This is a genomic window from Paenibacillus sp. FSL M7-1414, assembly GCF_038003195.1.
Lineage (GTDB): Bacteria > Bacillota > Bacilli > Paenibacillales > Paenibacillaceae > Paenibacillus > Paenibacillus amylolyticus.
In genome coordinates this window covers 2,948,722-2,965,173 of record NZ_JBBOOS010000001.1, presented here as the reverse complement: position 1 = coordinate 2,965,173, position 16,452 = coordinate 2,948,722, and the positions used below count along the sequence as shown (strand labels likewise).

The window sequence follows — 16,452 nt, the reverse complement described above, 5'->3', positions numbered from 1 at the left end:
TCTGGGGATAACAGCGATTGGAAGGTTATTCTGTCGTCGTAGTGTCAGTGTAAATAATCTTTAGTTCAACTTATAAAGTTTAGATTAATCCCGCTTTTGCCAGCAGCCTTTTCACAATCGCTGCCGACTGCGCACGACTAATGTCTGCATCGGACATCAGTTTGCCATCAGCACCTTGTACCAGCTCTTGTTTAATCGCGGATGCAACTGGCTCTGCTGCCCAAGCCTGTACTTTAGCGCTATCGCTGTATGTGCTAAGCAGACTTGTTGTCTCTGACGCGTCGGCCTGTGCCAGACCGACCAGTTTCATCGCACGTGACACAATAGTCAGCGCTTCAGCACGAGAAATTTCGCTATTCGGACGGAAGCTGTCGTCAGCATAACCTGAGATTAGGCCGTAGGACACAGCCGTCTGAACCTCATCCTCATACCAGCTGCCAGTCTTCACATCTGTGAACGATGCCGCTTCTGTACTGCACGGGGAGTGGAGCCCCAAACCTCTTAACAGAACAGCCGTAAACTCTGCCCGTGTAATACTCCGGTCTGGCGCAAACACGCTCTCACCGGTACCTTGTACGATCAGACGGGATGCCAGATCCTGTACGTCATCCCGACTCCAGTGACTTGATACATCGCTGAATGTTGCCGGATGATAGATCAGAGCGTAAGTGCTGTTCGTCAAGCTGTTAATAATAGCAGAATCTTGCACGTTACCTTTGATAACCTTTGTCGGTACATGCAGCAGGCTGCCATCTGGCTGAAGCACAACTCCTGTCGTGATCTTTGAACCATCGACACCTTCTGGCAAAGTAATGGAGCGCTCTACATAAGAGTTGAAACGATCTACATTAACTTGCTGTCCATTCCAAATCGCTTTTACTTCAAAATCAATCGGAGCTGCGATCACCGTTGTGTTCTCCAGCTTACCCGCTGCAGCCTGAATTGCTGTTTGTTTAGATGTGGCACTAGGCACAATAGCGATTTGGATTGTGATATCTTCCAATGGAACCGTGCTTCCGAATTGGTTCAGAATCTGATCCACCTGAATCTGGTTAGCTGGAAGTGTGTACGTACCGCTATCAGTCTGAATGACAACTTCGGCATTACTTCCTTCCATTGTTTTGACCAACTTGCCGTTCAGTTCACCAACGACCGCACCCTTGCCAGTACCTGTAATAGGTAGCAGAAGCGTTTTTAGTCCACTTCCAACCTGATTGATGACTTTGTCATTATCCACGTGAACAGTAGTGGTAACCTGATTGTTTACCGTTGATGTGCTAGCCGTAGCAGACTGTTCCTGTTTCTGACCGTTCACATAGATGTCTACACCTTTAGTTACCGCCGGAGTCGATGGAACTGGGGTAACGACTGGTGAAGTTGGTGATACACTTCCTCCTCCTCCACCTGAAGAGTTACCAGGATTCGGTGTAGGTGTCGAACCAGAATTGTCGCCACCTGAGTTTGCTGCTGTAATTGTGATTGTTCCACCAAACAACTGAGCGCCACTATTGTGTTCTACATTTGTAAAATGCCAATGTTCTGAATCAGTTTGATCTACGGATAGCTGTTTCGTTCCAGGCGCCGCATTGCTTTTGGCTTTGATTTCCATATCAAATAATTGGGTTTCATCTACAATTGAGTGGTCACCCCCAGTAAAATCAACCCAGATGATCCGTACCCAGCCTTCCGCATTATTAATTTGGTACTGGAAGTCTGCTACACCATCTTCATTTGGGGATGTGCTGATGACGTTGACAGATTTAGGCGTGATCCGAACAATTTCCAGTGCAGACGTATCATAATCAATCTGCATATTATAAGCTTTCACCCCGAAATAGGACTTCTTCAATGCAACAGGTACATGAACGGTCTGCCCTGCCTGTACACTAACATTTGCAAACTGCACCTGTGATGGTTCTGCCGGCTCTGCCCCAGCAATACTAGGGAATACGATAGACGAGAGTAGCGTCAGTGCGATGAGACCTGACATTGTTCTTCTGATTCTAGGACGTTTCTTTTTCGGTTGAAACATTTGATAACCTCCATGTCTGTATCAATTGATAGATCGTATGGTAAAGATAGAAAATGTATTGTTATTCGTTATCTAAAATAAAAAATATGAATTAATCAAGGCGTTGTATTTTTTCTTTTCCAACAATGTATACTTTTCTAGGCTCCGTATTCGAGTCCCAAGTGGACTGAGTAATAACTTCGAGCACAAGATAATAACCTTCGTCCTCATCTTTAACGGTATACTTTGCTCCTGTTTCCCCCTCGATTGGCACCATATCTTCTCTCGAAGCTTCTGTTGCGCGGTACCACTGGTAAGAAGGAGTATTAATGTAATCATTGTAATCAATATCCATTATATAATGACTAACGCCAATTTCATTTCCAATTAACATGGCATTCTTCAATTCACCATTTAGTACATACGGCGCATCATCTACTTGCTTAAAGGTCAACACATAGTCATTGTTTTTTCCACCAAGTGTTTTGCCTTTGTATCCTATTAACAAAGCATCCATGTCCCCCAGAGTGGGTTCCGTATTACGATCTACATCCATTCGGTTCATCTCTACATAAGAAAAGCTGCGGCGAGTCATCATGTTACGAATATAATTGAAAAGGTCTACGGCATCCAAAGAATTCACTTTTCCGTCTGCATTTACATCCCCTTTTTTACTAATGTAAAGTTCAATGTTATCCGTAACAGTCTCTGGTGCACCAGAGATCATATAATTCGCTTTCAATTCGATGTTGATTTTGCCGCTTTGGCGAGGAATAACCACCAATGTACTGACAGGCGTTGTCATATTCTCATCCTGTCTCGTTTCTACATACGCCTCAGCGATGCTGTTATCACTTGAGCTGGCTGTAGGCGGGCTATACTCATCGGATCGAAATTGTGTACTTAGATTGATTCTGATGATATTATTGGTGGTTACCTCAATAGGCACTTCGGGCACAAAAGAAGGATTATCTTGTGCCGATGAATAACTTAACCAGTTAATGCCATCGTTAAGAACAGGTTGTGAAATCTTAATCTCCGGACCAATGACTCCTGCGTTAGCCTGCGGGAGCGTTCCACCTATAGGCAATGCAATGCCCAATCCGAGCGCAGTCAACATGCTTTTTTTCAATATCGGCTTAAGCCGTTTTTTGTTTTGTTTCCCCTTCAATTCATGTTCCTCCTCGTGTACATTTCAAATTTGAACAACTACATGCTCAGTATAACGAGTCATTCTGAACCGATTCTGAACAGGACCATGGAACTACTTCCAGTTGCAATTCGACAAAAAACGCTATGGAGTATGCCTCCATAGCGTTTTGAACACAAATCATTTTCCAGTTCGGATCATATTCACCTAAAATTAAATTCCCTCAACAATCCGTTTGGCTCTAACCTTCACCTCACGGTAAAGTTCATCCTCATCGATCGTGAGCAGCTTTCTGCCTCTCATGAGGATCTGGCCATTCACGATCGTGGTGTCCACGTCCGCCCCATTTACGCTGTAAGCCAGTAACGATTCTACCTCATGTACCGGTTGAAGATGTGGTTTCGCCAGATCGATCAGGATCAGATCAGCTTTGTGCCCCACCTCAAGGATACTCACTTCATTTTGTAGACCCAGCAGACTAGCACTTCCACGTGTAGCCAAGCTTAGTACATAATTGGCTGGCAAGCGAGTGGGATCGCTATAGTCCAGCTTTTGCAGCCAGGTCGCGGCTTTGATCTCCTCGAACATATCCACGGTTGTGGCACTTCCCGCTCCATCCGTTCCGATTCCAACGTTAATTCCCTGAGCCAACATCTCGGTAATTGGAGCAATTCCACAGCCCAGCTTCAGATTGCTGACTGGATTGTGTGCTACACCGCCGCGCATGCCCTTCAATCTGCCGATGTCCCTTCGATTGAGGTGCACACCATGTGCAAGCAACACATGTGCCTGTTCGAACATTCCCGCCTCTTCCAGATACTCTGTCGGTGTCATGCCATAGCGCTCACGAATCTTCACGACTTCTTCCTTCGTCTCAGCCAGATGAATATGTAGCGGGATATCCTCTGTGACAGCCATGGCAATGACTTCACGAAGCGGCTCCATGGAACAAGTGTAGGGTGAGTGGGGCCCATACATGGTTGTTATCCGTCCCTCGGCCGCTCCAGACCAGCGTTGCACAAGATCAATCGCTTCCTGCAACCTGCGTCCCCCATCCTCCTCCATGAATACCATCCCACGTGTAAGCGATGCCCGCATACCCGTTTGTTTAACCGCTTCTGCAATTTCGTTCATATGGATATACATATCCGCAAAAGCAGTGGTACCCGAACGGATCATCTCGGCGATGGATAACTTGGCACCCCAATAGATGTCTTCCGGGTTCATCCGTGCTTCAGCAGGCAGCATTTTGCGTTCGAGCCAGTCCATCAGCTTCAAATCATCCGAGAATCCCCGGAGCAGACTCATCGGTGTATGTTGGTGGGCATTAATCAGTCCTGGCATGGCAACCTTATTGCGTCCATCGATAATCTCATCTTGCGGGTGAGGCAGAATGTGATCAGCAATCTGCGTAATGCGATCACCCTCAACACGAATATCCCCCGTAAAGGGGGCATCGGCATCTTTCATCGTTAGGATCGTAGCTTGCTGAATCAGTATACTCATTACATTCACGGCTCCTCTGAATTGGTTATAGTTCTTGCCATATCCGAGGGTAAGCCTTCACGTAACGGCAAGGTCAAGTCATTTTAATTTTTGGATCGTCATCTTTCTGAAATGTTGTATAAACGGTTTCGGGTCGATTTCGACCATATATGGATATACTCCTGTGCTTGTGTGCAAATAGAAAAATCCACCTTCATCACCCATACGGCGAAATGACATATCAAACACTTCCGTGATGTTGAACTCGCGGTATTTGGTCACGATTTTATCTGAATACAGAATCATGGAGCGGGCATTCATCTCAATCTCTTGGGCGAGACCCGTCACTTCTCTCTGTACTTTGTAATAAGGTAATACAGCAACGCAGTTCATGATCTCCCTCCATTCATGCCATGATTATTGTTCCATCATAGCAGATCGGAGGTTCTCAGCAAAAGAACATGAAACTAGGTGATCTTGGTGTTCACCTTTAGTGGCGTATGAAGTGCATCCTGAATGTCTTGCAAAGAGAGACACTCTTCAATATGAAACACACCATGTGGCAACTCTGACTCCGTTCTATATACGCGTTCTGCCACGGCTGCAGCTACCGCTGCTGTTGCATCTGCTTCCTTTGCACCGATCAGTAGTTGTTCGACGCGGATTTGCTCACCATTTTCCCATCCTACGGCATCGACCTTGACTGCATACATCGCTTCTCCCCCAGGAATAAGGCCAAATGCCTTAACCGTTCCATTCCGAATAGACGGGATACGCAACAACGAAAACAACCCTGCACGTTTGGAGATTGCCATGGATCTTGTGATCCAGCGGGAGTCCAGACAGAGTCTGGTAGATACGGTTGGAATACGTAACGTCCGAGCAACCACATGCTGATCCGAAAAGTTAAATCGATAGGCCTTCCGTTGCCCAAGTTTTGCTCCAAAATCAATACGTTTGCCATCACCGAAACTTTGTACCTCAGCAGGTTTGCCCTTTTGCATCACTTGGTAAGTGGCATTCATCTGATCAACGGTCCACTCCACGGCAGCTTTTCCGTGCTTCTCTCCAAGTCCCAGCATTACGGTAATGTCTGCTTCCTCCACCTGATCCATATGCATGGTCGCTTCGCGCACAAGCAAATTAGTCACTCCAGGTGATAATCCAACGCTGAGGATCGCGGTCGATTTGGAACGTTGCATTTTGGTGTGGAGCTGTTCAACCTGAGCGAGAAAATCATATTTTGCAGAAATATCAATATAGTCGGTTCCGGCTTGTGCGCAGGCTTCAACAAAACGGGTATCGCTCTGATCCACACACATGATGACCAGCTTCACAGGCCGTAACATGGATGGCTCCACAGGTTTTGTTACATCCAGTTGAAGCGGTAGCACAGCACCACCTGTAGACCTGCTGAACTCTTCCGCACGGTTCATGCGTGTACCCGCAGCCCATACTTTACCCGGGAACAATTTCCCCAGTTGAGTACATATCATCTGCCCCACTTGACCATAACCACCAACCACCCAGATCTGATCTTTAATAGGCTTCACGCTAGTTTCGAATTGCATAATACCCCTCCACCCAGAACGCCCCGAAGTAACGTGTAATATGTGAGAAACCGCATTCGGTCAGTAGCTGAGTCATCTCTTCAGAGGATATTGGATCGGATTCACGGCCCAGGGAAGCAGCAAAGCGCTCCCACTCTTCAGGAAGGACGCCCACACTCAACATGTGATCCTTCCAAGCTTGCATCATGATTGGATGTGCAGGTGAACGAAGATCGGCATTTACAGCCGCAATGATCAGTGGTGCACCCGGTTTAAGTCTAGCTGCGAGGCTGGTCAGAAACGTTCTCTTGGCCTCCATCCCCTGAAGGAAATGTAACATGAGCATGCTTGTCGCCCCATCATATACAATATCCTCCGGCAATTCTTCAACCGTGACAGGTTGCAGTTTCACTCTGGAACCGATGCCCGCTTCCGTGACTCGTTTCTCAGCAAGTTGCAGCATGGGCTGTGATGGATCTACTCCAGTCAATGTCCAACCGGCATGACGTGATCCGAGCAGAGCAATCTCTTTTCCCCCTCCCGCACCGGCAACAAGGATATGAATATCATTGTTATTCGCGAAAGATGCTGAAAGCAGCCGTTCCATTAGATCATGCATATGAGAATAACCCGGAATTTTCAGGGCTATCGATTGTTCGTAACGATGAACATCTGCTGTTTCCCAGCTCATCGGTGATAGATTGTGATTCATGGACACCGCACTCCTCTTGAATTGAAGTTAGACTTGACTCGTTGTTCGTCTAATTTCATTATAGAAGGATACGGCGAGCCTACAATCCCAGAACATTGGGATATGCGCACAGAGAGAGGAGTAATCTTGTTGACATCACGTATTGATCGGAACCATAGACTTATCACTTCTCTTGAAAAAGGAACCTGGACCTCACGTACCTATCGGGAAGCTGTTCTCAAGCAGATCCATACGGTTGTACATTACGACGCATACTGTTTCACTACCGTTGATCCTCTGACTCTTCTCTCCACAGGAGCTGTGACAGAAGATGGCATTGAGGCCATTCATGATCGGTTATTCATCAATGAATACATGGAAGAAGATATACATAAATACGCTGAATTAATTCGCAGCGGTGAGCATACAGCTACACTTCATACGTCTATGAACTCACAGCTTGAACAAAGCCAACGTTATATCAACATTCTTCAGCCAGCGGGGTTCGGTGATGAACTACGTGCTGTATTGGTTAGTGGAGACGCTTGCTGGGGATATCTGACCCTGTATCGTAAGACAGAAAGTGCTGTCTTTACAGAGGAGGAGCGGTGGATGATTCAGTCCTGGACCGCTTCTATTGCATCGATGCTGCGGTCCACGAGCTTGACACTGATCGATGAGATCACGAGTGAAAGTCCCGAGGAACCCGGAATTTTGATCACCTCAGACACGTTCCAGCTCTTATCCCTGAACGCCTCCGCTCAATATTGGCTGTCCCAATTGCGCAAGCTGGAACATGTAGGGCCTGATGTTCTGCCCCGTCCGGTACGTGCAGTGAGTTCCCACCTGCAGCGCAAGAATCGGGCAGAACTGGTCGTGGATACTCAGATCGCTCCCGAATCACCCTCCAAAGTTTGCATCCAACTTCCGGATGGGCGTTACCTCATACTTCATGCTAGTCTCATGCAACAGCTTACAGGGCCGGATCAGATTGCTATCCGTTTGGAGCAGGCGATGCCACAGGATTTACTGCCCTTGCTCGCTGAAAGCCATGGATTATCCAGTCGAGAGCGGGAACTGCTCGGATATGTGCTACGCAGCTATTCGTCCAAGGAAATTGCTGCTGCGATGCATATTTCCGTCTACACGGTTCAGGATCATTTAAAATCCATTTTCGCCAAAACCAAGGTATCCTCACGTCGCGAGCTCATCTGGTATTTCGTTTCCCGTTTTCAGCTGTCGGATGAACCTGCCATATAAATCTTGAATAATTCTCCAGTATCAAATTAACTATCAAATTAGAAAAAATCAAAAGATGCCAATACGATATCCTCGTAATGGCATCTTTTTCTATAGCTATTGTTTAAAAAGCATAGCGGTAATACAGGGTAACTTCGATGTTTGAACTTTTGATATCGTGCATTCTGCTTTAAAATGCAGCGCACAGTCCTGCCAAACCGTTTTCCACAAAAAATTCCGAGTATATTATTGATTGTGTTATTTGGCTTTTGCTAGTAAATAAAGAAAATATGGAACACTAATAACTGTAATAACGATTCCTGTTGGCACATCTCCTACGAGGCTAACCGTGCGCGTAATCGTGTCAGCCAACACCACGACTAGTCCCCCAGCCAAGCTGGCAGCCGGAATGAGCAATTTGTGATCGGGACCGACCAGTTTTCTGGCCATATGCGGAGCGATCAATCCAACGAAAAAGAAGCTGCCTCCCACAGCTACACTGCCAGAGGATAAAGCAACAGCAGCGATTGACAACCCCAAGAACTGTCGCTTCACGGAAACACCAAGCCCCTGTGCTGTCTGATTGCCCAAATGGAGGGCATTCAGTATGCGAGCCTTGTAAAAAATATAGCCGAGTAAGATCAAGACCCATGGTGTCAGTATGGAAATATAACCCCAATCATCGCCCCATAGGCTTCCCGCCAGCCAATACAGCATGAAGTTCATCTGCGAATCATCCAGCTTGAGTGTCAAGAAGGTCGTCAGCGCCCCGTACCCGCTTCCTAACGCGACCCCGGTCAAGATCAAACCGATTGGCGAGATGTCTCGTCCGCGGCGATACGATAATAAGAAGATCAAACCCGCTGCCAATAGTCCGCCAACAAAAGCCAACAGAGGCAGAGCAATAAAGGAACTCTTGCCTGTGGATGCAATGAATACAACGAAGAACAGGACAAACAAACCCGATCCCGAACTAATTCCCAGTGTTCCCGGACTAGCCATGTCATTACGCAGCAAACTCTGCATCACGACCCCCGCCGCTCCCATTCCCAGACCTACCAAAATCGAAAGTACAATTCGAGGCAAACGAAAATCAAACACAATCAGATTTTGCTTATCGGTACCGTTTCCTATGAGAACGTTCAGCACTTCTAGCGGTGAAAGATTCATTTTGCCAGAATTCATGCTAATGATCGCAAACACAAGTATGAGCACCACAAGCACTACATTGATGATAATGCCTCGTTTCATCGTATAACGCCGCTTGATCATTCATATTCCCTCCTTTGTCTTCGAGCCAAGAAGAGAAAATACGGCACACCAATGATAGAAAATATAATGGCAATCGGCGTTTCGAACGGTTTATTGATCAAACGTCCAGCCAAATCAGCCGATACGGTCAGCAACGCACCATATAAAGCCGCTGCCGGAATAATGTATCGATAGTCGACACCTACCATATATCGCACAATATGCGGGGTGATCAGACCCACAAAACCAACAGGGCCAACGACAACAACAGCCAATCCAGTCAGCACAAGTACAATAATTGTCGACAAAATCTTGACCAGTCCGCTACGAATGCCGAGTCCACTTGCCACATCATCTCCCAAACTGAGCAATGTAACGGAAGGGGACAGCGCCAGTGCCAGCAGTATACCACCAACAAAGAGCGGTGAGATAATCAGCAATTCTCCCCATTTGACCCCCGCTGTGCTACCCGCCGTCCAGAATGTCAATGCTCGTCCCAAATCATAATTGATTGCCAAGTACTGACTGAGTGCGCCAAACAACATTGAAATAGACAGACCTGCCAGTACAAGCCGCTGAGGCGTCATTCCGCGATTGCCCAGTGACGCGGTAAAGTAAGTCATACCGGTGGCGATCGCTGCTCCCAGACAAGCGAACAACATCATCTGCCAATACGAATAACCCGGCAGAAAGGCCAGGCATAGTGCAATTGCAAATGCTGCGCCAGAGCTAATCCCCATCAGCCCGGAGTCGGCCAGCGGATTACGCGTTGTCCCCTGCATGATAGCGCCACATACCGCAAGGCTGCACCCAACGATCAGATCAGCTACGGTACGCGGGAGACGCATGGTTTGAATAATTTGATGTTCAGTGAGCATTGGATCAAATCGGAAAATAGCCTCCCATACCGTTGCTAACCTCATATCAGCAGCACCAAACATAATGGATGCCGCCGACATGAGAACCGTTAATCCAAGCCCTATTACCATATACATGGTGAAGTTCATCGCCCCACGGCGTTTTTGTTCAGGCTTGCTTTTCATCTCGTTTCCCTTTCATCACCTATTTACAATCCAAACGAATATGGATATTAACGTCCATAAATTCGACTGGTCATGTTTGAAAATTTGGAGTGCTCAATTAAAATTTCGTTCTAACTCTTATTTAGCTAATGCTAGCAATTGACTAACAATATAATCAATCAATGCACTGGAAGTCATTACGTCGGTGGACCAAGATAGCGAAGAATCTACCTTTACGATCCGATCATGTTGCACAGCAGGTATGGCATTCCACACTGCATTATCAGAAGCAACGTTTCCATCTCCTAAGAAGATCATATAATCCCCAGAGTAAGCGGGTAATACTTCCATGGAGACATCGCCCCAATATTTATCTGCATCGATAATATCCGTTTGGACTTTTGAAGGTGCCTGCAATTGAAGTTCATCGTAAACAAGCTCGCCAACGGCATGCTTGGCTCCAGCTATGTAGTTACTTTTATCACTGAATTCTCCAACTGTAATCGTCACATCGGATAGGCCCGCATTCTGAAAGGCTAGCTTTGCTTCTTCGATTTTTCCGGTATAAGCATTCAAAACATCCTTAGCCTCTTCCTGTTTGTTCAAAACATCGCTAATAAATTGTATCCGCTCTTCTGTAGTCATATCACCATAGGGAACATAAATGGTCGGGGCAATTTTGGATAAATCATCATACGACTCATCACTCCATGCCAAAATGATAAGATCAGGCTCAAGCGTCATGATATCTTCCGGCTCCATGGCTACTTTTATGGAGTCTGTAATCTGGTTAGCATATACAGGCTCCGTCTCTCCCCGTGCAGCTCTAGCCACACCTAAAGGCGTTACACCTAGGGCTACCACATCACCAACCAAATAATCAACTACAACTCGCTGAGGGTTGTTAGGTACCTCAACATCACCCTTAACTGTGGATATCGTTCTGGTCTGCGAGACTGCTTCTGAAGCTTTTGTCTCCGACCCTTCCTGTTGTGTCGCCTGCTGTGTCTGCGCAGGTGTTGTATTTGCCGTTCCCCCATTATTCGCTGGCGTCCCCGACGTACATGCCGTCAATAAGAGCATCATGCTTATCGCCGCCGCCAAAATCATTTCTTTACTTCTTAATGTTCCAAACATCATTGATTCCCCATCTCTATAAGACTTGACTAGACTCGCTAGTTCCCTCTCATCGTAAGGGAGATGAGAATCATTATCAATACCATCAACCTGCATGGATAGTGCGTTTATTTTCCGATAATCACTTGGCGTCATCTTGTAATGCTTCTTAAACATGCGGAACAGGTTTTTCTCATCTGTGAAACCAGCTCCCGTTGCGATTTCTTTAACCGTCGCTTCTGTATGTTTCAAGTCATGACAGGCAGCTTCAATCCTTCTCTGAATGAGATACTCCTGTAAGTTCATCCCTTCCCTTTTTTTGAACAACCGCGTCAATTGTCCACCACTGATCCCAAACATATCGGCAATTTGTTGGAACATAATCGGCTCCCTGTAATGTTTATCGAGATATACCTTGGCAGAACAGGCTGGATCTGGCTGGAGATACCGAATCTCACCACCCTCCAAATCCCTGTACACCTCATGAATCAATTGATATAGAAAACTTTTGGCCTGTAGCTGATCCATCGCCTTGCCACGTTTCCAGCCATTCATCATCCGTTGGAACCAATCGCGTAGCAAGATAGGATTACTTGGCGTATAACCAAACTGTTGAACAAATGGATTCACTTGCTCCAGTAATTGTTGCAGATGTTTCTTGAAAAAGAGAGGTGATTCTGCTCTATAAAACACCATAAATGTCTTCACCATCTCCTCTTTAGGCGTAATACTGAGCAGGCTCCCCTTCCCGCCGTGAACTAAACCGAAGCGTTCCATTGCAAATGTGGTTTCATTCAGTTGGATTTGCGCTTCTCCCCCATATGCATAGATAAACATGCTACTAGGCATTTTATATTGCTCCAACGGGTATCGTGACGCTACATTCTGAAAGCGTACATCTATTAATGTAATGATCGAACGTGTCCAGATACTGGCCATCATATCAATCATCTCTGGTGTAAATCCCTGTCTTGCTTCTTCCTCTTGCATCTACCCGCACTCCTCGTTTCACTTTTTCCAATGTATACATCACTTAATAATTGATATTGATTATCAATATCACATTTGATCAGGTAAGTATATATCATTAAGTGATATTGGGGAACAGGCAGTGGACGTTATGCTTTCCATCCCGGCTTCCCCTATCGTAAACCGAACAAAAAAGGCCAACCCGTAATTACGGGTTAACCTGATCATTGAAAAAGAAGCCCTGATCCATACTGATCAGGGCTTCTCCATTATGTTTTTCGCAGTCATATGCGACCGAATTGATTAGGGTTTTGCATGTTTCGGAGAAGGTTTGGATGAGTTTGAAGACAAGATCTAATGAATATCTATTTTCTTAAAATAACCAATGGCCAGTCCAAGACAAATGATGGATGTAGCAGCGATCGAAATATATGAATACTCTGGAGGATATTTGGCTTCCAGTGTTCCATTCGCGATATCCAGTGCTGCGGTCCATGGAAATAATCCGCGGTGTTCACTAGTAGCAAGCATCACATTCACCAGTGTAATAATAATGGTTACGATAATCGCCGGGACAAAACTTTTTAATACGAGCGTAATCAGAATGATCGGGGTCGACAACAGAAACAACAGCAGACCTGCCACTACATAATTGCTGAACGAGTTAAGCACAAACTGTGGAGTAAGACCTGCAAATTGACCCAGCGAACCAAAAATGATCGCCAGCGCACACGCTGATAATGTAAGCAGCATAATCCATCCCAGCAACAAAATCCATTTGGACATTAGCAGAGCGACTCTGGAAACCGGAATGGTCAGCAGATTCTTCATTGTATCTTCCGCATATTCCCTGTTATACAGATAAGCAGTAATGACACCATACAATGGAACTCCAATGACCAGTACAGCATATATGCTTGTGTTGGACATAAGCACACTGAATTGTGCAACAAGATAAGGCTCCTTTGTTTTCATTTGCACAAACATGGCAGCAGCTACCATCAAAGGGGCAACGGCCGCTCCGATGATACTAAGCAGAAACATTTTGGAGCGTTTCAGCTTGAGAAGTTCAGTGTAGAGCAAATTAACCAATGGTTCCACCTCCAACCAGCTTGGTGAAATAATCTTCCAAACGATCCTCACTCACCATAATTTTGGTTACATTGATGTCATTCTCCATAAAGATTCTGTTTAGCTTCCCTTGTTGTCCAAGATGGGAATACACCCGGATATTGCGTTCATCATGAATTTCATATTCAGCCTGATCCAAACCGTCGAGAATGACCGCAGCCTTATTATCATCTGAAACTTGAAATTCGGTGTATTTACGGTTCCTTTTCCGAAGCTGCTCAAATGAAATTTCCTCCAGCAGGTTCCCTTCATGAATAATACCCATGTAATCAACCAGTTGTTCAATTTCCGATAAAATATGGCTTGAGATCAAGATGGTAATATTTCTCTCCGTGGCCAAATTTTTAATCAGCCTGCGAATTTCTTTGATCCCAATCGGATCAAGTCCATTGGTAGGTTCATCAAGAATCAGCAATTCTGGATAGTGCAACAGGGCTCGGGCAATGCCTAACCGTTGCTTCATCCCCAAAGAATATTTGCCAACCAATTTTTTGGTTTCATTTTGCAGACCTACGATTTCAAGCGAGTCCTCAATTGCATTCTTTTTGTATATCCCCATGATTCGACCGTTGATAGATAAATTTTCGCGGGCAGTCAGATTCTCATAAAACCCGGGTACTTCTACAATCGAGCCGGTTCGTCTTAATATTTCTTTTTGATTGGTAAACAGGTTCTCTCCAAATATCTCAATCTCACCATGCGTTGGTTTGATTAGACCGAGCAGCATACGGATTGTTGTTGTTTTCCCTGCCCCGTTGCGTCCAAGAAACCCGTATATCCCACCTTGTTGAACGGTCATGTTCAGTGAATTAACTGATTTTTGAGTCCCGTATTGTTTGGTAAGATTTGTTGTTTTGATAATTACACTCACGTCTAGCGCACCTTCCTTCCAAGAACTGATAATTTCATTCTAGGTTTCAGATTTTAAATAGCGCTTATCCAAATCTTAACTATCTCTTAATTGTGCTGTGACTGTGACAGCCGCTTATACTTGGGGATCGTGAATATAAAGGATGTTTTCACACCAGGTGTGCTCTCCGCCTGCAAATGCCCCTCATTTTTCTCAGCCAGTGTCCGGGCAATCGAAAGCCCAAGCCCGCTTGCTCCAAAGACAGGGCTACGTGAGTGGTCACTGCGATACATACGTTCAAACACCAGATTTAGCTCTTTCTCCGATATCCCTGGTCCCTGATCCCATACGGTTAATTGGAAATTGAGATGATAACTTGCTATTTCAATTCCCAGAACGCCCCCTTCATGTCCATACTGGATAGAATTTTGAATCAGATTACTGATGAGGCGATTGATACTCAGCCTGTCTGCCATAACGAAGCAAGGGTAATCCGGAATCTGAATTTCTAGATCCATCTCTGCTTTTTTGAGACTGGGTATAAATTCAATCAAAATCTCCCTGGTCAATTCGGCCAGATCCAACGGCTCAGCCTGCATGGGCATCTCGTCTGCATCCAGTTTGGCCATGGTGAACATCTCATCTATCATTTTTTTCAAGTCCTTCGATTTTCGCGACAAAATATCCATATAGTCTCTTCTCTCTTCTTCTGTCGAAGCAATGTCATCCTTGAGCGCATCCACATAACCAATCATCGAAGTTAGAGGTGTGCGAATATCATGAGAAATGCTGGAAAGCAGACTCTTTCTTGCTGCCTGAGAGCGCTGGGCATCGATCTTTACGCTTTCAAGCTGCTCCATCAGGTCATTTGCTGCAAAAACGATCTCATCCAGCAGTACATTCCCTTTGCTTAATATTCTTCTTTTTCCTTCTCCATTGACCGCCCGATGCAGTTCAGCAGCAATCGATTGCTGCTTACTTCGAATCTGATATTGATTAACGAGTACCAAGATGCTGGTGAAAACGAAAGCTGCAAACAACCACATTCGTGAACTATTCGTCAAGCTCGTGTAGTATTCCAGGACAAGTGCCCCAGCTCCGATAATCAACTGTAGACCGGATAACATCAAGACGGCATCTCTATTCATCCCGTTCACCTACAAATTTATAACCGATACCCCAAACGGTTTTTATAAACTGTGGATTCGAAGGATCGGATTCAATCTTCATTCGTAGCTTTCGGATATGTACCATGACGGTATTGTCATCATCCAAATACCCGTTATCCCATACATTTCTGAATAATTGGGCTTTGGTGAACACTTGACCAGGATTGGACATCATAAATTTGAGCAATTCTGTTTCTTTGCCCGTCAGATCGGTCTCTTTTCCCTGAACATCAACTGTGTATGTTTTCAAATTCATCATCAATCCTTTGAAGCGAATGACCTCACTCTCACTGAGGTCAGGAACATCCGTCCCAAGAACCATAAATCTACGCATGAGTGCCTTAATTCTGGCAACAAGTTCATGAATGCTAAATGGTTTGGTAATGTAATCATCTGCACCGATGCCAAGACCTATAATTTTGTCTGTTTCGTGGTCTTTGGCTGTCACCATCATGATGGGTACATTACTGATACTGCGAATTCTTCGACAAGCTTCCATACCGTCCATTTGAGGCATCATCAGGTCAAGAATGACCATATTATATTTGTGCTGTTGAAACAGCTGCAGGGCTTGTTCACCATCTGCGGCAGTATCTACGGTGTACATCTCCCGCTCCAGGTATTTTCGGATCAGGTCTCGAATCTCCTTATCGTCATCCGCAATGAGTACACGAATATTTTGCATGATTTCAACCTTCTTTCATGTCAGCATTTTACATAATTCGATTCAATTCACTCTCGGGTATAAGATCTAGACGAATAGAAACATTTCGATCTAAATCTTGGTGATTGAAAGACGCTCTTTGGATTTATGCAAA

The 16,452-nt window shown here is 45.4% G+C and carries 14 protein-coding genes; 1 reads left to right on the top strand and 13 read right to left on the bottom strand.

The window, feature by feature from the left end; all coding sequences use genetic code 11:
• Nucleotides 1-79: 79 nt before the first annotated feature.
• The 6 genes from MHH92_RS13045 to MHH92_RS13020 all read right to left on the bottom strand — a co-directional run bounded on the left by MHH92_RS13045 (nucleotide 80) and on the right by MHH92_RS13020 (nucleotide 6,908).
• The gene (locus MHH92_RS13045; RefSeq protein WP_340904108.1) at nucleotides 80-2,032 is read right to left on the bottom strand and encodes an S-layer homology domain-containing protein; all 1,953 of its coding nucleotides are present in this window, start codon (nucleotides 2,030-2,032) and stop codon (nucleotides 80-82) included.
• Nucleotides 2,033-2,123: 91 nt separating this feature from the next.
• Nucleotides 2,124-3,182 carry a dockerin type I domain-containing protein gene (locus MHH92_RS13040; protein ID WP_340029680.1) on the bottom strand — a complete coding sequence of 353 codons (1,059 nt, stop codon included), beginning with the start codon at nucleotides 3,180-3,182 and terminating at the stop codon, nucleotides 2,124-2,126.
• A 192-nt stretch (nucleotides 3,183-3,374) separates the two neighbouring features.
• A complete protein-coding gene (locus tag MHH92_RS13035; protein WP_340904107.1) occupies nucleotides 3,375-4,667 on the bottom strand; it encodes an amidohydrolase in 1,293 nt (430 codons plus the stop codon).
• Between the two features lie 78 nt (nucleotides 4,668-4,745).
• Nucleotides 4,746-5,039: a hypothetical protein gene (locus MHH92_RS13030; protein WP_036608638.1), complete on the bottom strand. Its 294-nt coding sequence runs from the start codon at nucleotides 5,037-5,039 to the stop codon at nucleotides 4,746-4,748.
• Between the two features lie 74 nt (nucleotides 5,040-5,113).
• Nucleotides 5,114-6,217 carry a saccharopine dehydrogenase family protein gene (locus MHH92_RS13025; RefSeq protein WP_340904105.1) on the bottom strand — a complete coding sequence of 368 codons (1,104 nt, stop codon included), beginning with the start codon at nucleotides 6,215-6,217 and terminating at the stop codon, nucleotides 5,114-5,116.
• Nucleotides 6,201-6,908 (bottom strand): class I SAM-dependent methyltransferase, encoded by a 708-nt coding sequence (locus tag MHH92_RS13020; RefSeq protein WP_036608640.1) that lies wholly within the window; start codon nucleotides 6,906-6,908, stop codon nucleotides 6,201-6,203. Before MHH92_RS13020 ends, MHH92_RS13025 begins: the two co-directional genes overlap by 17 nt.
• Before the next feature lie 129 nt (nucleotides 6,909-7,037).
• Between MHH92_RS13020 and MHH92_RS13015 the strand changes: the two genes are divergently transcribed.
• On the top strand, nucleotides 7,038-8,147 hold the full coding sequence (locus tag MHH92_RS13015; protein WP_340904103.1) for a helix-turn-helix transcriptional regulator: 1,110 nt from the start codon (nucleotides 7,038-7,040) through the stop codon (nucleotides 8,145-8,147).
• 237 nt (nucleotides 8,148-8,384) lie between these two features.
• Here MHH92_RS13015 and MHH92_RS13010 read toward each other — a convergent pair whose 3' ends face one another.
• From MHH92_RS13010 to MHH92_RS12980, 7 genes are all read right to left on the bottom strand, one after another.
• Complete coding sequence (locus MHH92_RS13010; protein ID WP_036608650.1) at nucleotides 8,385-9,398, bottom strand: FecCD family ABC transporter permease; 1,014 nt, start codon at nucleotides 9,396-9,398, stop codon at nucleotides 8,385-8,387.
• The gene (locus MHH92_RS13005) at nucleotides 9,395-10,420 is read right to left on the bottom strand and encodes a FecCD family ABC transporter permease (protein WP_051447083.1); all 1,026 of its coding nucleotides are present in this window, start codon (nucleotides 10,418-10,420) and stop codon (nucleotides 9,395-9,397) included. Before MHH92_RS13005 ends, MHH92_RS13010 begins: the two co-directional genes overlap by 4 nt.
• Before the next feature lie 117 nt (nucleotides 10,421-10,537).
• Nucleotides 10,538-12,505 carry an AraC family transcriptional regulator gene (locus tag MHH92_RS13000; RefSeq protein WP_340904099.1) on the bottom strand — a complete coding sequence of 656 codons (1,968 nt, stop codon included), beginning with the start codon at nucleotides 12,503-12,505 and terminating at the stop codon, nucleotides 10,538-10,540.
• 333 nt (nucleotides 12,506-12,838) lie between these two features.
• The gene (locus MHH92_RS12995) at nucleotides 12,839-13,576 is read right to left on the bottom strand and encodes an ABC transporter permease (protein ID WP_253507962.1); all 738 of its coding nucleotides are present in this window, start codon (nucleotides 13,574-13,576) and stop codon (nucleotides 12,839-12,841) included.
• Nucleotides 13,569-14,486 (bottom strand): ABC transporter ATP-binding protein, encoded by a 918-nt coding sequence (locus tag MHH92_RS12990; protein ID WP_253507960.1) that lies wholly within the window; start codon nucleotides 14,484-14,486, stop codon nucleotides 13,569-13,571. The genes MHH92_RS12995 and MHH92_RS12990 overlap by 8 nt, the downstream gene beginning before the upstream one ends.
• A gap of 86 nt (nucleotides 14,487-14,572) precedes the next feature.
• A complete protein-coding gene (locus MHH92_RS12985; RefSeq protein ID WP_253507958.1) occupies nucleotides 14,573-15,613 on the bottom strand; it encodes a sensor histidine kinase in 1,041 nt (346 codons plus the stop codon).
• Nucleotides 15,606-16,319 (bottom strand): response regulator transcription factor, encoded by a 714-nt coding sequence (locus MHH92_RS12980; RefSeq protein ID WP_253507956.1) that lies wholly within the window; start codon nucleotides 16,317-16,319, stop codon nucleotides 15,606-15,608. The genes MHH92_RS12985 and MHH92_RS12980 overlap by 8 nt, the downstream gene beginning before the upstream one ends.
• Nucleotides 16,320-16,452 lie beyond the last annotated feature (133 nt).